Source organism: Nostoc sp. 2RC (genome assembly GCF_014222165.1).
Lineage (GTDB): Bacteria > Cyanobacteriota > Cyanobacteriia > Cyanobacteriales > Nostocaceae > Nostoc > Nostoc linckia.
The window spans coordinates 14855-36370 of sequence record NZ_JACKZU010000029.1 but is presented as its reverse complement, the minus strand read 5'-3'; the positions used below and the strand labels follow the sequence as shown (position 1 = coordinate 36370).

Annotated in this window: 21 protein-coding genes and 1 pseudogene; 10 read left to right on the top strand and 12 right to left on the bottom strand. The window is 39.4% G+C overall.

Features of this window, described 5'->3' with window-relative positions:
- Positions 1-94: 94 nt before the first annotated feature.
- On the bottom strand, positions 95-673 hold the full coding sequence (locus tag GNE10_RS05760; protein ID WP_185564044.1) for a Uma2 family endonuclease: 579 nt from the start codon (positions 671-673) through the stop codon (positions 95-97).
- Positions 674-1055: 382 nt separating this feature from the next.
- Between GNE10_RS05760 and GNE10_RS05755 the strand changes: the two genes are divergently transcribed.
- Complete coding sequence (locus GNE10_RS05755) at positions 1056-3122, top strand: prolyl oligopeptidase family protein (protein ID WP_185564043.1); 2067 nt, start codon at positions 1056-1058, stop codon at positions 3120-3122.
- Positions 3123-3209: 87 nt separating this feature from the next.
- Here the strand turns inward: GNE10_RS05755 and GNE10_RS05750 are convergent, their stop codons facing one another.
- Positions 3210-4019: a tetratricopeptide repeat protein gene (locus GNE10_RS05750; RefSeq protein ID WP_185564042.1), complete on the bottom strand. Its 810-nt coding sequence runs from the start codon at positions 4017-4019 to the stop codon at positions 3210-3212.
- 119 nt (positions 4020-4138) lie between these two features.
- On the opposite strand from GNE10_RS05750, the gene GNE10_RS05745 reads away from it, so the two are divergent.
- Positions 4139-4615, top strand: a complete 477-nt coding sequence (locus GNE10_RS05745) for a Uma2 family endonuclease (RefSeq protein WP_099067281.1) — start codon at positions 4139-4141, stop codon at positions 4613-4615.
- A gap of 81 nt (positions 4616-4696) precedes the next feature.
- Here GNE10_RS05745 and GNE10_RS05740 read toward each other — a convergent pair whose 3' ends face one another.
- From GNE10_RS05740 to GNE10_RS05725, 4 genes are all read right to left on the bottom strand, one after another.
- A complete protein-coding gene (locus GNE10_RS05740) occupies positions 4697-4981 on the bottom strand; it encodes a type II toxin-antitoxin system RelE/ParE family toxin (protein ID WP_185564041.1) in 285 nt (94 codons plus the stop codon).
- Positions 4956-5186, bottom strand: coding sequence for a hypothetical protein (locus GNE10_RS05735; RefSeq protein WP_185564040.1), 231 nt, complete (start codon positions 5184-5186; stop codon positions 4956-4958). Before GNE10_RS05735 ends, GNE10_RS05740 begins: the two co-directional genes overlap by 26 nt.
- 113 nt (positions 5187-5299) lie before the next feature.
- Positions 5300-5731, bottom strand: a complete 432-nt coding sequence (locus GNE10_RS05730; protein ID WP_185564039.1) for a type II toxin-antitoxin system VapC family toxin — start codon at positions 5729-5731, stop codon at positions 5300-5302.
- A complete protein-coding gene (locus GNE10_RS05725; RefSeq protein WP_185564038.1) occupies positions 5724-5975 on the bottom strand; it encodes a YlcI/YnfO family protein in 252 nt (83 codons plus the stop codon). The genes GNE10_RS05730 and GNE10_RS05725 overlap by 8 nt, the downstream gene beginning before the upstream one ends.
- 474 nt (positions 5976-6449) lie before the next feature.
- Between GNE10_RS05725 and GNE10_RS05720 the strand changes: the two genes are divergently transcribed.
- From GNE10_RS05720 to GNE10_RS05710, 3 genes and pseudogenes are all read left to right on the top strand, one after another.
- The gene (locus GNE10_RS05720; protein WP_185564037.1) at positions 6450-9266 is read left to right on the top strand and encodes a pitrilysin family protein; all 2817 of its coding nucleotides are present in this window, start codon (positions 6450-6452) and stop codon (positions 9264-9266) included.
- 189 nt (positions 9267-9455) lie between these two features.
- The gene (locus GNE10_RS05715; RefSeq protein ID WP_099067278.1) at positions 9456-9695 is read left to right on the top strand and encodes a hypothetical protein; all 240 of its coding nucleotides are present in this window, start codon (positions 9456-9458) and stop codon (positions 9693-9695) included.
- A pseudogene (locus GNE10_RS05710) lies at positions 9692-10140 on the top strand (HNH endonuclease). Before GNE10_RS05715 ends, GNE10_RS05710 begins: the two are co-directional and overlap by 4 nt.
- A 466-nt stretch (positions 10141-10606) precedes the next feature.
- Here the strand turns inward: GNE10_RS05710 and GNE10_RS05705 are convergent.
- Both GNE10_RS05705 and GNE10_RS05700 read right to left on the bottom strand, forming a co-directional pair.
- Positions 10607-11221 carry a DUF4231 domain-containing protein gene (locus tag GNE10_RS05705; RefSeq protein WP_185564036.1) on the bottom strand — a complete coding sequence of 205 codons (615 nt, stop codon included), beginning with the start codon at positions 11219-11221 and terminating at the stop codon, positions 10607-10609.
- A gap of 3 nt (positions 11222-11224) precedes the next feature.
- Entirely contained in the window at positions 11225-11977 is a 753-nt protein-coding gene (locus GNE10_RS05700) for a hypothetical protein (protein ID WP_185564035.1), read from the bottom strand.
- 801 nt (positions 11978-12778) lie between these two features.
- On the opposite strand from GNE10_RS05700, the gene GNE10_RS05695 reads away from it, so the two are divergent.
- Positions 12779-13681, top strand: a complete 903-nt coding sequence (locus tag GNE10_RS05695) for an ABC transporter ATP-binding protein (RefSeq protein ID WP_185564034.1) — start codon at positions 12779-12781, stop codon at positions 13679-13681.
- A 2-nt stretch (positions 13682-13683) separates the two neighbouring features.
- On the opposite strand, the gene GNE10_RS05690 is transcribed toward GNE10_RS05695, so the two are convergent.
- A complete protein-coding gene (locus GNE10_RS05690) occupies positions 13684-14364 on the bottom strand; it encodes a tetratricopeptide repeat protein (protein ID WP_185564033.1) in 681 nt (226 codons plus the stop codon).
- A 956-nt stretch (positions 14365-15320) separates the two neighbouring features.
- Between GNE10_RS05690 and GNE10_RS05685 the strand changes: the two genes are divergently transcribed.
- A complete protein-coding gene (locus GNE10_RS05685) occupies positions 15321-15647 on the top strand; it encodes a YbjQ family protein (RefSeq protein ID WP_099067272.1) in 327 nt (108 codons plus the stop codon).
- A gap of 435 nt (positions 15648-16082) precedes the next feature.
- Entirely contained in the window at positions 16083-16706 is a 624-nt protein-coding gene (locus GNE10_RS05680; RefSeq protein WP_099067271.1) for a hypothetical protein, read from the top strand.
- A gap of 242 nt (positions 16707-16948) precedes the next feature.
- Here GNE10_RS05680 and GNE10_RS05675 read toward each other — a convergent pair whose 3' ends face one another.
- The gene (locus GNE10_RS05675) at positions 16949-17407 is read right to left on the bottom strand and encodes a YbhB/YbcL family Raf kinase inhibitor-like protein (RefSeq protein ID WP_185564032.1); all 459 of its coding nucleotides are present in this window, start codon (positions 17405-17407) and stop codon (positions 16949-16951) included.
- A gap of 431 nt (positions 17408-17838) precedes the next feature.
- Here GNE10_RS05675 and GNE10_RS05670 point away from each other — a divergent pair, with 431 nt between their 5' ends.
- Positions 17839-18168, top strand: a complete 330-nt coding sequence (locus tag GNE10_RS05670; RefSeq protein ID WP_185564031.1) for a KGG domain-containing protein — start codon at positions 17839-17841, stop codon at positions 18166-18168.
- Positions 18169-18697: 529 nt separating this feature from the next.
- Here the strand turns inward: GNE10_RS05670 and GNE10_RS05665 are convergent.
- Positions 18698-18958: a hypothetical protein gene (locus GNE10_RS05665; RefSeq protein WP_099067268.1), complete on the bottom strand. Its 261-nt coding sequence runs from the start codon at positions 18956-18958 to the stop codon at positions 18698-18700.
- 113 nt (positions 18959-19071) lie between these two features.
- A complete protein-coding gene (gene sufR, locus GNE10_RS05660) occupies positions 19072-19752 on the bottom strand; it encodes an iron-sulfur cluster biosynthesis transcriptional regulator SufR (RefSeq protein ID WP_185564030.1) in 681 nt (226 codons plus the stop codon).
- A 238-nt stretch (positions 19753-19990) separates the two neighbouring features.
- On the opposite strand from sufR, the gene sufB reads away from it, so the two are divergent.
- On the top strand, positions 19991-21430 hold the full coding sequence (sufB, locus tag GNE10_RS05655; protein ID WP_185564029.1) for a Fe-S cluster assembly protein SufB: 1440 nt from the start codon (positions 19991-19993) through the stop codon (positions 21428-21430).
- The last annotated feature ends 86 nt before the right edge of the window (positions 21431-21516 follow it).

Genomic DNA, 21516 nt, shown 5'->3' with positions numbered 1-21516 from the left:
CTTGTGGGAAAAGGAATACATCTTTATTGGAAAAAGGGAAAATACCAAACCTTTCCCCTTCCTCTTTTCCCGACTTCTCTTAGAAGTCTAATGATTATGTAAAAATTATTTGTAGATTTAAAATAAAACCAGGGAGAACATCTTCACCAGATAAACTTGCGGGAAATTGTAAAACTTCAGGTATTTGATTAGAACGATAAATTTCGACTTGTTTATCTTTAGGATTAATTAACCAACCCAATTGTAAGCCATTTGCTAAGTATTCTTGCATCTTAGTTCGAGTATCTTCTAGATCGTCAGTTTCAGAAATTAGTTCTACTGCAAAATCTGGACACAATGGGAGAAATTTTTTTCTTTGTTGTGGTGTGAGAGCATCCCATTTTTCTCTCCTTATCCACGAAGCATCAGGAGAGCGAGTTGCACCATTAGGAAGTTTAAAACCAGTGGAAGAATCGAAAGCTTTACCTAAATTATTTTTGCTATTCCAAAACCAAAGTTGTCCCAATAAATCAAAATTACGATTACCCGTTTCTCCTCCTGTGGGTGGCATGATTACTAGTTCTCCATGAGATGTTAATTCTAAACGCAAATCTTGGTTGACAGCAATAATCTGTTCAAATTCTTCATCTGTAAACTGGAGATTAGCTGGTAAGTTTAAAGTCAAAACAGTCACGTCGCTTGGCTCCAAATTCAAAATTCAAAACTCAAAATTCAAAATTCCAGATACCCATAAATAAATAATGGGGTTTGTATCTTTTTTGTTTTTGGTCAATTGCACAATCACTTCATTTGTCATTAGCAAAGAACGAAGGACTATGGCTCATGACGGGCTTAAGCAAATAATCTGCAACTTGGACGCACACTAGCTTAGTACAGCTTTGCATAAGATTGTAGCGAATTGCAGGTTGAAATTGAAACGTATAGGCGCTTCTTTTTTGCGTAGGGTAGGGGCGCAGAGAATTCGCTACGAATTCATGAAATGTTGTACCTAGTATATACTCCAAATCTGCAATGTATGTTTGTAATATGTAAAATAGTACTTTTAACCTGATATTATGTACTCTGAAAAATCCCTCACTTACCCATCCAGTCACAAGAGTAATCAAATCGATAGTTATCACGGTACTGTGGTTACAGATCCCTACCGTTGGTTAGAAAATCCTGATTCCCCAGAAACAAGGGCTTGGATTGAATCACAAAATCAAGTTACTTTTGGCTATTTGGGTGAAATTCCGGCTAGGGAAACAATTAAACAACGCCTGACGAAACTATGGGATTATGAAAAATATAGTATCCCTTTTAAAGAAGGCGAACAATACTTTTATTTTAAAAATGATGGGTTGCAAAATCAAAGTGTCCTCTACACACTAAAATCTCTGGATGCTGAACCTAGAATTTTACTCGATCCTAATAAATTCTCAGAAGATGGTACTGTTGCGCTTTCGGGATTATCCATTAGCGAGGATGGTAAACTTTTAGCATACGGTATATCTACATCTGGTTCTGATTGGCAAGAGTGGAAAGTCCGTGATATTGAAACTGGAGAAGATTTACAAGACCATTTGAAATGGATTAAATTTTCTGGTGCATCTTGGACACATGATGGTGAAGGTTTTTTCTACAGTCGCTACGATGAACCGAAGGAAAAAACTCAATTAGAAGATGTTAATTTTTATCAAAAACTTTACTATCATCAATTAGGTAAACCCCAGTCAGAAGATACATTAATTTATCATCGTCCCGACCAAAAAGAATGGGGTTTTAGTGGCGGTGTCACTGAAGATGGACGCTATCTCATAATTTCTGTTTGGTCGGGAACTGATTCCAAAAATTTACTATTCTACAAAGACTTGACTAATCCCAATGCTGAAGTTGTAGAATTAATTAACGAATTTGAGGCAGATTATAGCTTTATTGATAATGATGGAAGCGTCTTTTATTTTCGTACAAATTTAAACGCTCCACGGGGAAGATTAATTGCCATTGATACCAAAAAGCCTGCACGAGAAAATTGGCAAGAAATTATTCCCCAGTCAGCAGAAACTTTGGAAAGTGTTAGCATTCTCAATAACCAATGGGTTGCTGATTATTTAAAAGATGCTCACAGCCAAATTAAAATTTTTGACCTCAAGGGTGAATTTATCCGGGAGGTACAATTACCGGGACTTGGTTCGGTGGGTGGCTTTGGTGGTAAGCGTTACGATACTGAAACTTTTTATAATTTTACTAGCTTTACCATACCAGGGACTATTTATCGCTACGATATGGTAACTGGAAAAAGCGAGGTTTTCCGCGCACCAAAGGTAGATTTTAATCCTGATGATTACGAGACAAAACAAGTCTTTTATGATAGCAAAGATGGTACTAAAGTGCCAATGTTTATCATTCACAAAAAAGGCATTAAACTGGATGGGAATAACCCCACTTATCTTTATGCTTATGGTGGTTTTAATGCTTCCATGACACCTGGTTTTTCAGTGAGTTTGTTGGTGTGGATGGAAATTGGTGGTGTGTATGCAATGGCGAATTTACGCGGTGGTGGCGAGTATGGTGAAGAATGGCATGAAGCGGGAATGAAGGAGAAAAAACAGAATGTCTTCGATGATTTTATTGCCGCAGCTGAGTGGTTAATTGCTAACAAGTATACTAGAACTGATAAACTGGCGATCGCAGGTGGAAGTAACGGCGGTTTATTAGTGGGTGCTTGTATGACTCAGCGTCCCGATTTGTTTGGTGCAGCTTTACCAGCAGTGGGCGTTATGGATATGTTACGATTCCACAAATTTACCATTGGCTGGGCTTGGACTGCTGAATATGGTTCCCCTGATAATCCAGAAGAATTTCCGGCGTTGTATGCTTATTCACCATTGCACAATCTCAAACCAGACACAGCTTACCCTGCAACCTTGATTACTACAGCCGACCACGACGACCGCGTTGTTCCCGCTCATAGTTTCAAATTTGCCGCCGCTTTGCAAGCAAATCACACAGGTGATGCGCCAGTGTTAATTAGAATTGAGACTAAAGCAGGACATGGAGCAGGTAAACCCACAGCTAAAATTATCGAGGAAGCCGCCGATAAATGGGCTTTTTTGGTGCGTACTTTAGATGTTGAAGTTTAGCAACTTTGTCGGGGTGGGCATTGCCCACTCTAGGAGGCTAAACTAACTAAATCAATAATCAATTGACACAAAAAGTTTTCCTCGACATCAGTAGTTCCAAGTTAGAAGCGCTGTCATTACCCTTGCAATAGCCGCGCGATCGCTATCCTCTCTAGACTCAAATAATCTTTCTGCTTGTTGCAGATGCGTAACTGCTTCCTTTCGGTGTATACATCTATTCAGATAGTACAACGAAATTCCTAAGTCTTGATGAATGTCTGGATCGTTAGGATGATGCTCTAACTGTTGTCGCAAAAGCTCTACTTGATTTTCTAGGTATTGCCAAGAAGATTGCCCAGGTTCTCGGTTTGCCATAATTTTTATATTAAGCGTTGAAGTAGGTGCTTCCGATTTGTTAGCAAAATAGGGGATATCTAAAAACTGTGCAATCGTTTTGGCAATACTTACAGCACTCTCATAGCTACCATTAGATTTTAGATAAAAGCGCCAGTAGATTGATGGCAAAATTAATCTCGGATAAAAAGATATTCCTCCTTCAGAACTACTGAAATCTTCTACTTCAATACCTGAAATAAGATGACAGGGAAACTCAACAGATTTTGTCTGTAAAATTTTGAATCGATTTTGTCTTTCCCAGAGAATGGAATTTTTGGGTTTATCAAAGGTATAAGTAGTAATTTCTGTATCTTTAATTATTGTATATAGACTGATTACAAGCATTACGCATCCACTCACTACGGCGATGATTCCAGGATAATCAGCACGCTGGAGTACCAACCCCAACAAACAAAGGAAAAGACCAAATGGAATCAAAGTTATACTAATGAGTAATACACCCCAAAGCGATTTTTGGAAACGCAAAATGAGCCGATGCTGGTTTTGTTCAATAATCTTCATGAATTAATTGAGATAGTAGGGCTGGGTTTCGTCCCACTCTCTTATTTGCAATCAGAGGGGGAATCTCAATATTAATAGATGAGTTAAAATTAAATCATCGCTCTAGCTAAATATTAACTATGAGATGGGAAGAAGTTTGCGAAAACAAACAATTACAAGATTTACCCTTCAAAATCGAATTAAATAAATGGGGTCAAATCGTAATGAGTCCAGTAAAAATTAAACATTCTTTTTATCAAGGCAGAATTCAACGTTTATTAGAATCTTTATTGCATACCGGAGAAGTAATGCCAGAATGTGCTATTAACACATCAGATAGCGTGAAAGTTGCTGATGTTGTCTGGTGTTCAGAGGAACGTTTTACTCAAATTGAAAATGAAATATCAGCGTCTATTGCACCAGAAATTTGTGTAGAAGTTAAATCCAGTAGTAACACTTGGGAAGAAATGGAATTTAAAAAAAATTTGTATTTAGAAGCTCAAGCTGTGGAAGTATGGTTATGTAACGAACAAGGTGAAATGAAGTTTTATAACGAGCAAGGTGAATTAGAGCGATCGTTGTTAGTTCCGAACTTTCCTCAACAAATTAAACGATAATTAAGCTCGATTTTATCCCTTTTTTTCGCAATGTGATGCCTGGGGCAAGCTGCTACAAAGCGTCTATGCTATCGCTGAAACTTATTCATAAACTCTACTTCGATGTTGAATCAAAATAATCGTTACTTGATTTAAGATATCATCTATTTGATAAATAACCCGGTAGTCTGCTACACGATAACGATAAAAACCTGATAACTCGCCTTTTAAAGGTTTTATATTAGGATAATTACGAGGATAGATCTTTAAACGTTCAAAACAACGATCTAATTTCTTTTGTAAAGAAGCAGAAGAAGATTCAAAAAATTCTTGAGCATCAATACCAATAATAACAGTATACTTAATATTTTCGTTGGAGTTGGTCAAGAGAAATTACCTTACCTTCTTCAACATTCTTCTTTGCTTTAGCCAACGCTTCTTTAAAACCCTCTATTTTCAATAATTCTTCAGTTGCTTCATTATCTTCTCTTTCTGCTAAATACGCTAAAAAATCAGCAGCTACTAATAATCTCTCTGGTGAAAGTTTATTGACATATTCTTGAATTTGCTGGCGAATTTCTACTGTATTCATAAAATTTTACGAGGTTTTGTCAAGATTATAACGTAAATCACTTTTCTATGAGTTGGCGAGCATTTTGTTAAATAGAATGTAATACGTATTAAAAGTTAAACTTCCCTAAACTGTTATATTTCTCCTAATTCTCGTAGGTAAGTTGGTCGGGGCGTAAGTTGTCTCACAAGTGCAGCGTCAGCTGTCCAAAATTCCGCAGATGTAGTTTCAACGCAAGCCAGAAAAGCTGCATCATAAAGTGTAGATAATCCATATTGCTCTGCAATTTCCCAGCTTTTGATCCTAATTACCTCTTCTTCAATGTAATCAATGGGAAGTTCGCAGAAGTCTTCAAAAAAACCTTGTGCTTCCTCTGTTGTGATAACTCCCATCCGTGTTTTCTTCCGCAGTACAGAACCTACTTCTGCCCAAGCAAAAGCTGGAGCAACCAAGCGTATACTCAAGCCCAAAGCTTCTGCTACTAGGGTTCTGGCTTGAGATTGATAAACTTCTGGTACAAGGTAGGGAATCCAAACACTAGTATCTAAGCATAAAACTTTAGTCACGTCCTGTATTTTCCCTGAGATTGCGAATCAAATCTGTAGAGGCTGGTTGTATTCCTGTTTTGGCTTTAACAGTTTCGCTACGAGCAATAATTCGTTGATGAGCAGCCCATCCCCGGCGGCGTCGCACCTCATTTTCTAAAGCCTCAACTATTAAATCATTAAATGATTCGCTGCCTTGTTTGAGTTTTCTAGCTTTGGCAAGGAGGTCAGATGGAAAACGGATTGTTAAGGCTTCGCGTTCCATAAAAACAAGTGTAACTAAATAGTGATACCATTTAGTGTAACTACTTTTTTGATGCAGTTTGTGTTCTGTAAATAAATATTCGAGTAACTTCGTTACACCTTCAGTATTGATTGTATAAATTTAAACGCTTTTACTTCTGAGTAAGGTGTATCACAACTTTGATACTTCGCCATTTGGGAAGCGGAGCGATAGGATAAGAACGCGGCTATGTCACTATCCTGAAATCCACGTAACACCAAGCGTTGTGTTTCCAGTCTGATGGGAACTTGAGACATGAATTAGGATGAAATTACTAGTTTATAAAGCTCAACCAGTAGCTAGAAAAGTCCTTGACAATACCGCACTGATTGACTTCCTGGTTTTTGCTTAGCCAAATCCAAAATTCAAAATTCGAGGTTTTTGAACTTTGTCAAAACTTGGCATTTCTTCTGAAATTGTGTTTTATCAAGTTAAATTTTTTATTTCCCGCTGCTTATGAAGCCACGTGCATACATGCTTATCGGATTTTTACTGAGTTTTCTCCTCACATTAGTGCCGTTTTCGGGCAACTTTACCATTGCTGCAACGCCAACAGCCACCGCACCCGTATCTGCACTCTCGTTCACCCAAGGAGTGCAAAAAACAGTATTGGATAATGGTTTAACTGTCCTAACCAAAGAAGTTCACACCGCTCCTGTGGTGAGCGTGCAGGTTTGGTATAAAGTCGGTTCCCGCAACGAAGTTAAGGGAGAAAATGGTATTTCCCACCAGCTAGAACATTTGATGTTTAAAGGTACAACCGACCGTCCAGTGCAGTTTGGACGGTTGTTTAGTGCTTTGGGTAGTCAATTCAATGCTTTTACCAGTTATGACGAAACAGCCTATTTTGGTACAGTGCAGCGAGACAGACTCGAAGCATTGCTGACACTAGAAGCCGATCGCATGAAAAATGCTTTAATTAACCCTGAGCAACTCACAAGTGAAAAGCGAGTAGTCATCTCTGAATTACAAGGCTACGAAAATTCACCAGAGTATCGTTTGAATCGGGAAGTCATGCGGAATGCTTTCCCAAGTCGAGCCTATGGCTTACCAGTGGGAGGCACAAAAGCTGATGTCGAGAAATTTACGGTGGAGCAGGTGCGGAATTATTACCAAAAGTACTACAGCCCAGAAAATTCCACCTTGGTGATTACCGGGGATTTTGCTACACAACCTGTGCTGAAAGTTGTGAAGGAAACTTTTGGTAAGGTATCGCCACAAGCAAAACAAGATAAGGTGCTTGATGATGCAAGCAAAGCGCTGGATAATTTCTTGACATCTTCCTCTGTTACCGATGCTTCCTCAGCTACTCCTGCTAATAAAAAAGCACCCATTGTCCTCAAGCAACCTGGAAGTGCAGCATTACTACAAGCACTGTATCCTCTCCCAGATATCAAGCATCCTGATGTGCCAGCAATTGACGTAATGGATGCTGTCCTCACAGGTGGACGTAGTTCTAAGCTTTACCAGGCTTTGGTAGAAACTGGACTCGCTAGTTCAGTTAGTGGTGGTGCTGTGGAACTCATCGAACCAGGTTGGTATCAAATTGATGCTACGGCGGCTCCTGGCCAAGAATTAAGCAAAATTGCCCAGGTACTTGAGGAAACTTTGACAAAATTCCAACAGCAGCCAGTTAGCCCAGAAGAGTTGAAGCGAGCTAAGACGCAACTCCAAGCCTCATATATATTGGGTAACCAGGACATCACCAGTCAGGCCAACCTACTAGGCTATAACCAAACTGTAGCCGGAGATTATCATTTTATTGAAAAGTACCTTGCTGCGATCGCTAAAGTCACCCCAGACCAGATACAAAAAGCAGCAAAAACTTATCTGAATCCCGCTAAACAAACCATCGGCTACTTTGAGCCGACCCAACCAGATGGTCAACCAGGAACTTCCAGCGCTGGTTCTGGGCGCACAGTGGAAAATTTCAGCCCTGGTAAACCAGTAGATCCCGCAGAACTAGCTAAATATCTGCCACCGGCTGAATCAACAACAGATTCCAAAAAACAATCGCTTCCAGAAGAGTTTACCTTGAATAATGGTTTGCGAGTTTTGTTATTGAGCGATCGCAATGTTCCAACCATTAATCTCAGCGGCCAAATTGACGCTGGTACTGAATTTGACAGCAATCAAAAGTCTGGATTAGCAAATCTAACTGCAATCAACTTAATGAATGGAACCCAGACCCAAAATGCTCTCACCTTAGCAAAAACCTTAGAAGACCAAGGAGTGGGTTTAAACTTCAGTGCTAGCCGCGAAGGCGTAAACATCACTGGTGAGGGCTTGTCAACAAACCTGCCTATATTAATTCAAACTCTGGCAGATGTCTTAAAAAATGCCACATTCCTGGCTGACCAGTTAGAACTCAGTCGCCAAAGGGCGGTAACAAGTCTCAAAGTCCAGCTAGATGACCCCAACGGTTTGGGAAGACGGGTATTTCAACAGGCAGTTTACCCGGAAAACCATCCATTCCACAGTTTCCCCACGGAACAAAGTTTAAAAAGCATTACTCGTGATGATTTGCTTAGGTTCTATCAGACACATTACCGACCAGATACCACAACCATCGCCTTAGTGGGAGACTTCGATGCAGTTAAGGCAAAAGCATTGTTAAATGAAGAATTTGGTAAATGGGAAGCCACTGGAAAGCCACCCGTTCTCAAAGTTCCCTCAGTACCATTACCACAAACCTCGACACAATTAAACCAAGTAATTCCCGGTAAAGCTGAAGCTGTAACTTACATCGGTTACAACGGTATTTCTAGGAAAGACAAGCGTTTCTATGCAGCATTGGTGCTGAATCAAATTTTAGGTGGCGATACCTTAGCCAGTCGCTTGGGAACAGAAGTACGCGATCGCCAGGGTTTAACCTATGGTATTTACAGTGCTTTTGCTGCTGGAGTTAATCCCGGCCCCTTCTTGATTCAAATGCAGACTGCTCCCGGAGATGCCCAAAAAGCGATCGCCAGTACAGTTGCTTTACTCAAACAATTACGCGAACAAGGAGTAACTGAAGCTGAATTAAACACAGCAAAACGCTCAATTACTAACAGTTACCCTGTGGATTTAGCTAATCCAAGTAACGTATCTAGCATCATTTTAGATAATGCTGTCTTAGGACTTTCAAAAACAGAAATTCGAGAATTCCCCCAACAAATTCAAGCAGTTACTATGGCTCAAATCAAACAAGTAATTCAGGATTTAATTCAGCCACAAAATTTGGTAATTGTCACAGCTGGCCCTGGAGATTCTGTACCCAAGGGTAGCTAAAAAAACTTCAACTCGTTCTTTGAGGGAGATGGGGAGAAAATTTCACTCCACATCCCCACCTCTCTCAACGCTTCATGCTAAATCTAAAATGTATTAAGTTAACCAACCCAGATTCAAACTAATGCTAATTTTGTGAGATTTGCTGTTAGAATACCAGCATTCTGCTCAATTAAACGAGACATACAGCTTATGATTACTCAAATGATGGTTCAACCCTCATTCTGGGTAGATTCTGGAATCAAACTCAGTAAAGTTAGGGATATATATTTATTTAAATTTACTGAAGAATTACAGTCTCGACTTGAAGAACTCTCACAGAAGAAAAAAGCCGGATTGCTAACTTCAGAAGAAGAGGCTGAATTGTCAGGCATATTGGAACTCGATAGAATTTTTACCTTGCTCAATGCCAAAATCATTTCTGAGTCATGACAGTTAATGATGCTACTAAAAAATTCGTCAGAGAAAGAGCTAAGTTTCTTTGCGAATACTGTCATTCTTCAGAAGAAGCAAGTGCCGCTTTATTTTCTATTGACCATATTATGCCTCAGTCTCTTGGTGGCTCAGATGACCACAATAACTTAGGATTAGCTTGCCAGCGTTGTAATGGATATCGCATAACTTTATAACTGGAATCGATCCGAATACAGGAGAAATTGTACCTCTGTTTAATCCACGGCAGCAAAAATGGTACGACCACTTTATTTGGTCAGCAGATGGTCTAAAAATTGTTGGCATTACTTCCATAGGACGAGCTACTTGTAATCGTTTAGACCTCAATGATGAACGCCACAACGAAGGGTCTATTATCAAAGCGCGTCGTCTGTGGATAAAAGGTGGTTGGCATCCACCTGATGAAGATCCACGACAAGTGTAAGAAAGTGAAGTTTTGAGGAGCATAGCTTTTGTGCCTTTTTTTCTGAAAGCGAATAAAAGAGTTATTCTTTGGTATTAAAGTGTTGAAGAATACATCCATCAGTATATTGATTAATTATTTATCTATCTTGCGGAGGAATTGAGAAAGAGATTATCAGGACAAAATAAACAGATATTCCGATCACCTGACGAACTTTAACTCCACGTTCCCCCATTTTTAAACAAAAATGGGGAATTTTTTTCAAATGCTACCAACATAGAATTTATAAGAGATTTTTCTCTATCTTCAGGAGGAATAAGATAAAGTTCAGAAATAATAAAAACTTAAATAGCCCGATTACCCTACCGGACTTTAGTTTTTCTCTCCCCTTGTTTTTCTTTAACAGGGGGGAGTTTATTTAACTTTCAACCGTCAACAACCAACAACCAACAAAAACTATAGTGCTAAGTTAAACACTCATGACACTTTATTCTTCTTTCTTTTCTTCAACATTAGTTATTTGTGCATTTTGCGTGAAAATATAGTTTTCTTGATTCTGCTTTTCTTCTTTCTTCTCTAGTACAACTTGAGTGGCATATACTTCCACATCTCGCTGAATAATGTCTTCTACCTGACCAGCAAACAAATTAAATGCTTGTAGGTGAGTTGTATAATCACGATAAGGGCCCGCCAATTGTGAAAATTGCCATCCTTGGGTTTTCAAAGATTCCACTGTACGGCGATAGTGTCGCCAACGTTCTCCATAATGAAAAAATTCTTCAATGGCAGCACTAATAGCAACTAATTGACTAATCACAAAAGTTGAACCAACAATTAAATTTCTTGTGGTTTTACTTTCGGGGGAAATAGTATTAATATTTAAACTGACTAATGCCGGAAGAATGATGCCACCAATGATAGTTGTTAACCGTAAAAAATAATAGCGATCGCGTGCCAGATTCGCCTTACCTTCCATCCACAGTACTTGCTCTAACCAGCGCGATTCCAAAAAATGTTTTTGGACATCAGTTAACTTCATCCCGGCAAATAATTTCTTAAAATCTTCCTTTAAAAATTCTTGATAACCATCTTTTTTCGCCATTATTTACTCCTTGGTAGCAAGCAAACCCTTAATTATTTCCCCCAAGTCATCAACTCGCCTTTCTATGTCGATTAAGTTGATACACTGGAATTTACCAGATTTTACTAACTCTTGGGCGCGATCGTCCGTTGGGTTTCCAGTCAAAGCACTAGCAAGTATATCTGCGGTTCTACCACTACCACCAATCACTACAACTAACCTACCAGTATTAACGCTACAAAAGGCGTCTTGAAAGGTAATTTCACCACCGTTCAACAGCACTGTCACCGAAGGTGCGTTCCCAGCCAACACCGTTGCAACATTAGATATCCAAGGAGATTCATCGCCCCAATTACTACCAGGAATTAGCACAAAATGAGTGTGATTTGGCTCTAATGGCGTTAAATCAGCATCCGTTTCTAATTTATTTGGTAAAGCAACTTTGCCTGTGGGTGTGACGCCAACCAAAGCAAACTTAGCACCCATCTGAGAACGAGCCGTACCTATTAATCGCATAACCCCCACATCCGTACCCCCATCGACCACATAAGCGCCCAAAGTTTCAGCAATGGGGGCTAAAACTTCCACAAACAACCGTTGGATGCGGAGAAAGTCTGTTTCACTGATATTACTTGCACCCCCCACCACCACTAAAACAGGACGAGAATCACTAAGTCCTATTTGCTGTAAAGCATTTGGCAATTCTACTGGCTGATTAACTCGAATCGCTAATGCTGTTTTTCTGCTGTCAAAGGTAAGTTTCAAACAATTGTTCATTTGTATATCTATTTAAGATGTGGAAATTGAAATACATTAATAAATTTAATGCAAAGCTAATTCCAATTATTCCAATAAATTCTATTGTATTAAACAATACTTTCGCCAATTTACGAGGGTGGGTTAATGACGCTTGCACCATTAACTCGCTGTTCTCTGAGGTTTGACAACTCCAGACGCAGAGGATACAGAGATAAGTTTTCATTTGTGACCAGATCCCCGACTTCTTCAAGAAGTCGGGGATCTAAAACCCACGAACGGCAATCTCGCAAAAAGAATGCGACACATAGACAAGACCCCTCCCCTTGACAAGGGGAGGGTGCCCTTAGGCGGGTGGGGTATCTGTCGCAAATATTTTTTGAATAGGTATTATTTTCGCGATCGCATTTTTATTTTTGCGATCGCATTTGTTATTTTTGCGATCGCATTTATTATTTTTGCGATCGCATTTATTATTTTTGCGATCGCATTTGTTATTTTTGCGGTCACATTTTTATTTTCGCGCTCGCATTTTTATTTTCGCGCTCGCATTTTTATTTTCGCGGTGGCATTTATTATTTTTGCGGTCACATTTTTATTTTTGCGACTAAATTTGCTACTTTAGCGTTAGCTCGTTTGTCTGTACAGTTATGCAAGCGGGGAGGCGAAGTTCATTGCGAATTGGTATTATGCCCCTATCGATGTAGTTCATATACCTGAAAAATGCTGTATATCTGGTATCTAGGCACAGAGCCTATTCTATTTCTGAATTCTCAATTCTGATTGCGGTGATTTGAAATTTTTAATCGGGGCAAAATTACCATGACTGCTGCTGTCTTATTAGAAAATGTCTACAAGTTTTACAACAACGTGCCTGTAGTTAATGATTTGTCATTTCAAATTGAAGCAGGAGAAATATTTGCTCTACTAGGCCCCAATGGCGCAGGAAAATCCACCACCATTCGGATGCTGACTACACTCACCAAACCCACCAAAGGACGGATAGAAATCAATGGCTATGATGTGGTCAACCAATCAATGTTGGCAAAACAAAGTATTGGCGTAGTCTTGCAGCAAGTCAGTGTAGATAACGATTTAACTGTTTGGGAAAATATGGAACTGCATGGGAGGCTACATCATATTAGCAACCCGCAGCGACAACAATTAATTAATCAATGGTTGGAATATGTTGAACTCACGGAAAAACGTCATGATTTGGTCAAAACCTTGTCTGGGGGTATGAAACGACGATTGCAGATAGCAAGAGCATTATTGCATCAGCCGCAAATGTTGTTTTTGGATGAACCAACAGTAGGACTAGACCCCCAAACTAGGCGACGCCTTTGGGAAATTATTCGAGATTTGAATAAGCAGGGGATGACGATGCTACTAACGACTCATTATATGGATGAGGTCGAATTTCTCTGCGATGCTTTCGGTTCCGCCAAACCAGGACGCATCGGTATTATGGATGGCGGGAAACTAATTTCTTTAGGAACCCTAAAAGAACTGCGTTCTACTTACGGTGAAGGTTTGGTGATGAAGCAATTAAATTTATCGGAAGTAGGAAGTGACAGTGCCTTATCTTTAGAATATTTGTTTTTCCCTTCGTTAGAAGCAGCAAATATTTACTTGAATCAACAGCCTGATAAAACTGGAATGATGGTGCGTCCCTCGAATCTGGAAGACATTTTTGTGGAATTAACTGGACGCCAGTTAGATTAATTTCATCCTCCTAACTGGCGCAGCATGGCTTCCACTCTGTCCACGCCATCTAAGTCATTGCGGCGCTTATACAAGTCGCGGGCTTTTTGGAGTGCAGTGTTGGCTTGTTTAGCTTGCCGTCGCTGTTTATACATAGAACCCATTAATTCATACGTTTGGGCATTATTTCTATCTAAACTAAGTGCTTGTTCGTATGCCCAGCTAGCAGCAGTATAATCTCCAAGCCGAGATTGAGTTACAGCTAAGCCTAAGTAGGCGTTAACATTATTACGGTTCAACTGTATGGCACGACGGTAACCTTCTTTTGCCCCTAGAGTGTCTCCCAAATTAGCTTTGATGTAACCGACAGCGTAATAAAAATCACTATTGTTAGGGTTGATGGCGATCGCCTTACGATAAGCCGTTAATGCCGCTTGATAATTTCCTTGTTGAGCGTATAAATAACCAATACCTGAATGAATCTTAGCATTCTTGGGATCTAGGCTAGCTGCTTGTTGATAAGCTGCGATCGCGCCTCCATAATCACCTGTATCTACTAACCTCCGCCCTTCTTCTAGTAATTGCTTTAATTCTGGGTTTTTATTTTGCGCCACTAACACCTGAGCCTGTACTGGCGTAGGCATAGTAAAAGCAAAACATCCTAGTAACAGCACACTAAACACAAATGATGTTGGCTTGTACACAGTAAATTTCCTGAAATTTTAGAGGACTTTTTTCTTGTACATTAAAACAAAAATGTGGACTTTTGAAAACTGTATTTTTTCGCATTGATTTAGACATTAATTGTTCATTTGCTCTTTCCTTTACAATCAACACGAGATAACAGAGTTTTTACTGATTGGTGCTGTGTAAGCTCTTAATCAGCAAAGTAAATTCTTCTGCATATCAATCATTAAAATAACAAAAGTTACAGATTCCCTCAGTGCTTACACTTATTTAAAAATATTGCAATTAACCTTTGATTGGCGATGTACTAAATATTGGCAGAGACTAAAACATTCATAGTAGTTTGTTATTTTGTGGAAAAATTTACTGAATCTGTATCTAATTTTTCTCAAACTTGATTCCTTGATACTAACTTTAGTAGACCAATATCCAGGTATTTGGATAGTTTTTTAGTCATTACACGGTAAGATCGATTCAACAAACAAAATGTTCCTAAAAATTTTATTTCTAATTAGACAATACTCTCAAGTGGAGTGGCGATCGCTTTTGTAAAATTGTCTACAGAGTATATATATTAAACTTGTCCATAACACACTTTAGTTGTCTAAGTATAAATTACTTGGAATCCCTAATTAAATGATCTCCACCTAGTTAAAAAGAGCAATTAGAGCAGAGATTAATTGTATCTTTACCTACTCCTCCAGGGAGCAAATTCAAATACCAAATTATTTATTCCCAATTATCTTACTACACAAATGACTGCAAATATCAAAGCAGTCCATCACCAGAACATCCCACAACCAAACCTGAAAATGATTGATTCCCTCTACTCCTACTTTCTATTTTCAAGACAGTTAATTACAAGAAAATCCCACAAACATCGATAAAATATCTCTTTCTCATTCCCTGTTCCCTGTTCGTTTTTGCCTATTTTTCTAGATATAATATTGATGTATATTCATGAGGGTAATCGATGATTATAACTACTACTGATGTGATTCAAGGAGCCGTTATCGAATCATATTTAGGTATTGTCACAGCAGAAGTTGTTTATGGAAGCAATTTTTTGCGAGATTTTTTAGCAGGGATTCGGGATATTGTTGGTGGACGCACCGGTAGTTACGAGCGTTTATTTGAACAGGGTCAACGCAAAGCCTTAGATGAATTAGAACAACGAGCGCAACGTTTAGGAGCAAATGCTGTAATCGGTATAGAAATTGATACTGGCACCATTAATGTCGATCAGTCAGGAGTTTTAATGCTGATTACCGCCACAGGTACTGCTGTGAGAATACGTTAATTTTTATTTCTATTTGTGATAATTTTCATAAAGTTTTGTATTTAGCCTAATTGCAGATACAACTAGGCTAGTTCATCAGAAAATTTATAGTTGGGTTTTATTTTAAATTTCATAACAAGACCCAAGGTGATTAGGACATTAACAAACGATAAAACTTAGACATCAAAAGACTTTTTACCCAGTCCCCAGTCCCTTGCCATATTTTAAAAATTTTTACATCCACATTTGATGAGTAATTATTCACAAAATTTAATTCCAGTTAAATTGGATTACAACCTATTAAATAAAGTCTCTTTTTTATAACTAAAGATAGACATATTAGTTATTTCTATTGATAGATATTAAAGCACATAATTTAGTTATTTAATTTGAAGCATACAACATAAATATACCTGAACAAAAACTTTGCTGAAACAGCACTGGAGAATATAAGCTATGTCATACGTAAATCGAACAGGCAATGAAGTTATTTCTACTGAGCCTGCGGTAGCAGGCCGGGTAGTGGAATATCACGATCTTGTTCGCTGGGGGCCAATTCTTGCTGGTTTGTTAATTGCTTTAGCTACTCAATTAATTTTGAGCGCCATAATTGGTGCTGTTGCAGCAGGTACAGTTGAAGGTTCAGGTGCGCCCAGGTCAATAGCCCCCAATGCTGCTGGTAGTGCGGGGCTTTGGTCAACTATTGCTTTATTAATTTCTTTATTTACTGGCGGTTGGGTGACAGCTCGCGCTTGCGGGCCAATGAACCGGAATACAGCTCTTCTTAACGGGGCAATTCTTTGGGCAACTACTTTGGCAGCTAGTTCTTGGTTACTTGCAAGTGGAGTATCTGGTGCTTTTGGTGTTGCTGCTTCCAACGCCGCACAAGTCATAAACCAAGTTGGCACTCCTAATTTGCCACGAACAAACGTAACAGCTCAAGAAGCTCGCGACATTGCAGCTAATGTACGTTCGGGATTGTGGTGGTTTGTGTTTGGTTCCTTGTTGGGTTTAGTGGCTGCAATGATGGGATCTGTAAGTGGCGCTCGCAGTCCTCGGACTAACAATTACAATCCTTAAAAAATTAGCCCTTCGCCAATTTCTAATATTTATTGCATTCTTTTAAAAGCACCTTCAAAAAAGGTGCTTTTTGTTTATCAAAACACAATTCAAGAGTAATCATTAAAAAAAAATGAGACAGAGGTATCGTAGGGGCCCAAAGATTTTTTCAATCGGTATAAGTCGGAACTACCCCATCCCTTCCCGCAGACCTAACACATTAATTGATTCTGTATTCTGTATTCTGAATTCTGTATTCTTCATTAAGACTGGCGTTGGTATCTTCCAATCAATTCTGCGCTTGCCAAAATATGACCTTCCATTGCTGCTAAAATTTGGTTTTTTGTAGCCCCTGTGGCTAAATCTAAGCTTTTATCTAAAGCATAAAGTTTAAAAAAGTAACGATGGATGCCACTTGGTGGACAAGGGCCGCCGTAACCAAACTTACCAAAATCATTTTTACCCTGTACTGCACCATTGGGTAGAGTTTTTACAGTTGGAGTATGCTCTGTTAGTTGGTGAGTTGTATTTGGAATATTGTAAACAAGCCAATGAACAAATATTCGTCCTGGTGCATCAGGATCGTCAACAATCAATGCTATAGTTTGCGTTCCTATGGGAATTTCATCCCAAAGGAGAGGTGGAGAAATATCTTTACCATCGCAAGTATATTTAGCAGGAATTAATTCATTAGATTTAAAAGCGCTACTTTCTAATTTCATCGTGTTTGTTTCCTTATTTATTTGATTACTATTGCCAGAATTTCTAATAATTCTATTTTCAGAATTACAACTAACTACAAGCAATGTTATTAACACAAATATAACTATATGCCTAAAGATAAAATTTAGTATTTTTATTTTATCAAAAATTATCACGATCTAAAATTTTGTATTAACAAGCCAGCCAATATCAAGTTTATTATTTGGTAGTATTAAACTGTATTTTAGCTATAGATTCTAATATCAACTAACAACTTTAGTTCTACGTCAAAAGTTGAGGAAAAGTTTTTATTTTTTATCTCCTAAGGTTCATGAAGATAGCTGATTTCAGTAGCTAAATAGAGGGAGTCAATAGATGTAATGGAAAACCAATTTTAGGTTTTGATTGGCTGAAAAAGTCAAAGTTTTAATTAGTAACCAGGAGTATTCTCATGTCAGATACAAGCAAGCGTGGTTTTGCCTCAATGGATGAAGATAAGCAACGTGAAATAGCAAGCAAAGGCGGACAAGCTGCCCATGAGAAGGGTACCGCCCATGAATTTACACCTGAAGAAGCTCGTGAAGCTGGACACAAAGGTGGTGAAGCTGTAAGTCAGGATAGAGAACACATGGCTGAAATCGGCCGTGAAGGAGGCAAGAGTTCCCACAAAGGCAGTCGTAATCAAGATAATAAAGATTCCGATACTCAAGAAAAGGGAACCCAAGGAGGCACATCAGAACAACATTCTAAAGCAGGACGCCAGAGTCACAAAAATAAATAGATAAGCTGCCAACAGCATTTGATTTGTCATCTTTTCGTGTTGGTTGTTGACAGTTGACAGGATGGGTGAGTATATAATTTCAAATTTCTCACTTCCATAAATAGCCTTTAGGTACAGTTGCCAAGATATAAGTAGGTGGACACAATTATTTAGAAGACGCATTTCGACTCCGCTCAATGTCCGGTAAGCTTATTCCAAGAGGGTTGAGCGCAGCGATGCACTGAGCGTGTCGAAGTGTCGAAACCCGGCGAGATCGAGTTATATCAAGTCCGGCTAAATGCTTGTCATTACAGGGTACGTAGCGATAGCGAAGTAAAGTAATCGCAGAATCCTTGCGATTGCGTCGTTCCACTTCGTTGCACTCGCAATGACATATCACAAGTAATTTACCGGACATGATATTAGGTTTAATTTAGTCCTTCTACTTATCTTATTGATGAATATCCCGCTTATAAGAAACATTTCTGTTTTCTATAAGCGGGATATTGTATATGGTTATTTTTTTTTTATTTAGACTTTGTGACCACAATTACCACTTCAAAAATGAAGCTTCAATTCCTTGCTCGCGGCGAATTTTTCCATCTTTTTCAAACCAAGCAATTACTTGTTGTGCTGTCAAGTCTTCAATAGCAACACCGTATTCTTGAGCAATGTATTTTAAAAGTTTAAGTGATGAAACTGTTAATCTGGTTAAAAATTTTTCTGGGGAAGATAACAAAGCCGCGTCTACTTGTGCTGACTCCTCCAGTGTTAAAAATTGCGTTGACGGTTGCTGTGGTGCTACATCCATAAAATGCTATCTCAAATTTATTTTGTTGGGCATGGGGTATTGGGTATGGGGAGATGAGAGAGGCAAGGGAGACAAGGGAGAATAATTCATAACCAATGACCAATGACTAATGACTAATTACAAGCTTTTACTAAATAACCACAACGGTGTTCGCCGTTGATAATCCAGTGGGTGCGTTCTACTGTACAATCTGGTAATACGGCTGCAAACATTTGTAATTCATGACCGCAAATTGTGGGGAAAGATTCAGCAACGTTGGAAATGGCGCAGTTATGTTCTAATAATATGAAGCTTTCACTTCTAGAGGAGTCATGCACATCAACAGAGTGATACTCTGCCATAAAACCTTCAGCTTTTCTCAACTCTACTAAGTTGGCTACGCGTTCTTTTAGGGAACCGTTACCCACGCGATCGCGATATTCTTGTGCTTTACGCTCCCACTGTTTTTGTAAAATCGTTTTAAATTGGTCGTGTCCTACGGTTTCTGCTAAGGTATCCAGCAATGAAACAGCAAAATTACCACTGGCGTCACCAAAGCGATCGCTAATTGTTCGATGCAAGCGATCGCGTCCTTGACGACTTAGTTGATAAACGTGCTGCGGACGCCCCATGCCAGCTTGTTCTGATATGGAAAACAAAACTAGCTCCTCCGTCTCCAAATCTTTCAGGTGACGGCGAATCGCTTGCTTGCTAACGTCTAAAACTTCAGCTAGCTCAATTGCTGTTGCTTTTTCGTGCTTGTGCAGATACTCTAGGATCTCTTGCTTGGTTGAGGACTGGTTGATAGTCGCCATCTTCTGATGTCAGACGCTGCGGGAACGTCCCAAAAATTTCTTTTGAAATTTGACTTTGACAACATTGTTGTTGTTAATTTAGCGTAAAATGGAGATACATAAAACAATAGCCATGTTGTTTTAGTCTCCACTACCATTCTAGCAGCCGTGTAACCACTCCGTAACGCGATATGGGAATCGGCAATATCTTGTCTCCCATCCTTAAAGAGATTGAACTGAACACAAGAGATTATTAGCGATGAGTGCCACTGTCAAAACCTTAGTCAACCAACCTTACAAGTACGGCTTTGTCACCGACATTGAGACGGATACTATCCCCCGTGGATTAGACGAGGATGTTATCCGCTTGATTTCGGCGAAGAAAAACGAGCCAGAGTTCATGTTGGAATTTCGCCTGAAGGCTTATCGCCAGTGGCAAAAAATGACAGAACCAACTTGGCCGAACGTCAAGTATCCGCCCATTAATTATCAAGATATTATTTATTACTCAGCGCCAAAACGCAAGAAAGAAAAACTCAACAGCTTAGATGAAGTCGATCCCACCCTGCTGGAAACCTTTGAAAAGTTGGGTATTCCTTTATCGGAACAAAAGCGACTGGCCAATGTGGCTGTGGATGCGATTTTTGATAGCGTTTCTGTTGCCACTACATTTAAAGAAAAGCTAGCCAAAGACGGCGTGATTTTCTGCTCGATTTCCGAAGCGTTGCAGGAACACCCAGAACTCGTAAAAAAATACCTGGGTAGTGTCGTTCCCATAGCTGACAATTATTTTGCCGCCCTCAACTCTGCGGTATTTAGCGATGGTTCCTTTGTCTACATACCCAAAGGTGTCAAATGTCCGATGGAACTGTCTACCTACTTCCGCATCAACTCCGGAGACACGGGACAATTTGAGCGGACTTTGATTGTCGCCGAAGAAGGTAGCTACGTTTCCTACCTCGAAGGTTGTACCGCGCCAATGTATGACAGCAACCAGCTGCACGCTGCTGTGGTGGAACTCGTCGCCCTGGACAACGCCGAAATTAAATATTCCACCGTCCAAAACTGGTACGCTGGGGATGCCAACGGTAAAGGCGGTATTTACAACTTTGTCACTAAGCGCGGTTTATGTCAGGGCGTAAATTCCAAGATTTCCTGGACTCAAGTAGAAACAGGTTCGGCAATTACTTGGAAATATCCTAGCTGCGTGTTGGTGGGTGATAACTCTGTGGGTGAATTCTACTCTGTGGCGCTGACAAATAATATGCAGCAAGCCGATACGGGTACAAAGATGATTCACGTAGGTAAGAATACCCGCAGTACAATTATTTCTAAGGGAATCTCCGCAGGTAAATCCAGTAACAGTTACCGGGGTTTGGTGAAAATCAACCCAACTGCTAAAGGGGCGAGAAACTATTCTCAATGCGACTCCATGCTGATTGGGGATAATGCCCACGCCAATACTTTCCCTTATATCCAGGTGCAAAATAATACTGCCAAGGTAGAACATGAAGCTTCTACTTCTAAGATTGGGGAAGACCAGTTATTTTACTTCGCTCAACGGGGCATTTCTTCAGAAGACGCAATTTCGATGATGATTAGCGGCTTTTGTAAGGATGTTTTCAATCAGCTACCAATGGAATTTGCTGTGGAAGCTGATAAGTTGTTGAGTTTGAAGTTGGAAGGCAGTGTTGGATAGATGGAAGCAAAAATAGACAGATGAACACGGATACATCAGTGTTTGTTTGTCTATGCCAGAATTTATGCAAAAAAACTCTCTAACTC

Coding starts and splice junctions, on each gene's coding strand:
- GNE10_RS05745 (WP_099067281.1), top strand. CDS start 4,139: ATGAGATGGGAAGAAGTTTGCGAAAACAAACAATTACAAGATTTACCC.
- GNE10_RS05675 (WP_185564032.1), bottom strand. CDS start 17,407: ATGAAATTAGAAAGTAGCGCTTTTAAATCTAATGAATTAATTCCTGCT.
- GNE10_RS05735 (WP_185564040.1), bottom strand. CDS start 5,186: ATGAATACAGTAGAAATTCGCCAGCAAATTCAAGAATATGTCAATAAA.
- GNE10_RS05700 (WP_185564035.1), bottom strand. CDS start 11,977: ATGAACAATTGTTTGAAACTTACCTTTGACAGCAGAAAAACAGCATTA.
- GNE10_RS05750 (WP_185564042.1), bottom strand. CDS start 4,019: ATGAAGATTATTGAACAAAACCAGCATCGGCTCATTTTGCGTTTCCAA.
- GNE10_RS05670 (WP_185564031.1), top strand. CDS start 17,839: ATGTCAGATACAAGCAAGCGTGGTTTTGCCTCAATGGATGAAGATAAG.
- sufR (WP_185564030.1), bottom strand. CDS start 19,752: ATGGCGACTATCAACCAGTCCTCAACCAAGCAAGAGATCCTAGAGTAT.
- GNE10_RS05680 (WP_099067271.1), top strand. CDS start 16,083: ATGTCATACGTAAATCGAACAGGCAATGAAGTTATTTCTACTGAGCCT.
- GNE10_RS05665 (WP_099067268.1), bottom strand. CDS start 18,958: ATGGATGTAGCACCACAGCAACCGTCAACGCAATTTTTAACACTGGAG.
- GNE10_RS05685 (WP_099067272.1), top strand. CDS start 15,321: ATGATTATAACTACTACTGATGTGATTCAAGGAGCCGTTATCGAATCA.
- GNE10_RS05755 (WP_185564043.1), top strand. CDS start 1,056: ATGTACTCTGAAAAATCCCTCACTTACCCATCCAGTCACAAGAGTAAT.
- GNE10_RS05725 (WP_185564038.1), bottom strand. CDS start 5,975: ATGGAACGCGAAGCCTTAACAATCCGTTTTCCATCTGACCTCCTTGCC.
- GNE10_RS05705 (WP_185564036.1), bottom strand. CDS start 11,221: ATGGCGAAAAAAGATGGTTATCAAGAATTTTTAAAGGAAGATTTTAAG.
- sufB (WP_185564029.1), top strand. CDS start 19,991: ATGAGTGCCACTGTCAAAACCTTAGTCAACCAACCTTACAAGTACGGC.
- GNE10_RS05715 (WP_099067278.1), top strand. CDS start 9,456: ATGATTACTCAAATGATGGTTCAACCCTCATTCTGGGTAGATTCTGGA.
- GNE10_RS05695 (WP_185564034.1), top strand. CDS start 12,779: ATGACTGCTGCTGTCTTATTAGAAAATGTCTACAAGTTTTACAACAAC.
- GNE10_RS05720 (WP_185564037.1), top strand. CDS start 6,450: ATGAAGCCACGTGCATACATGCTTATCGGATTTTTACTGAGTTTTCTC.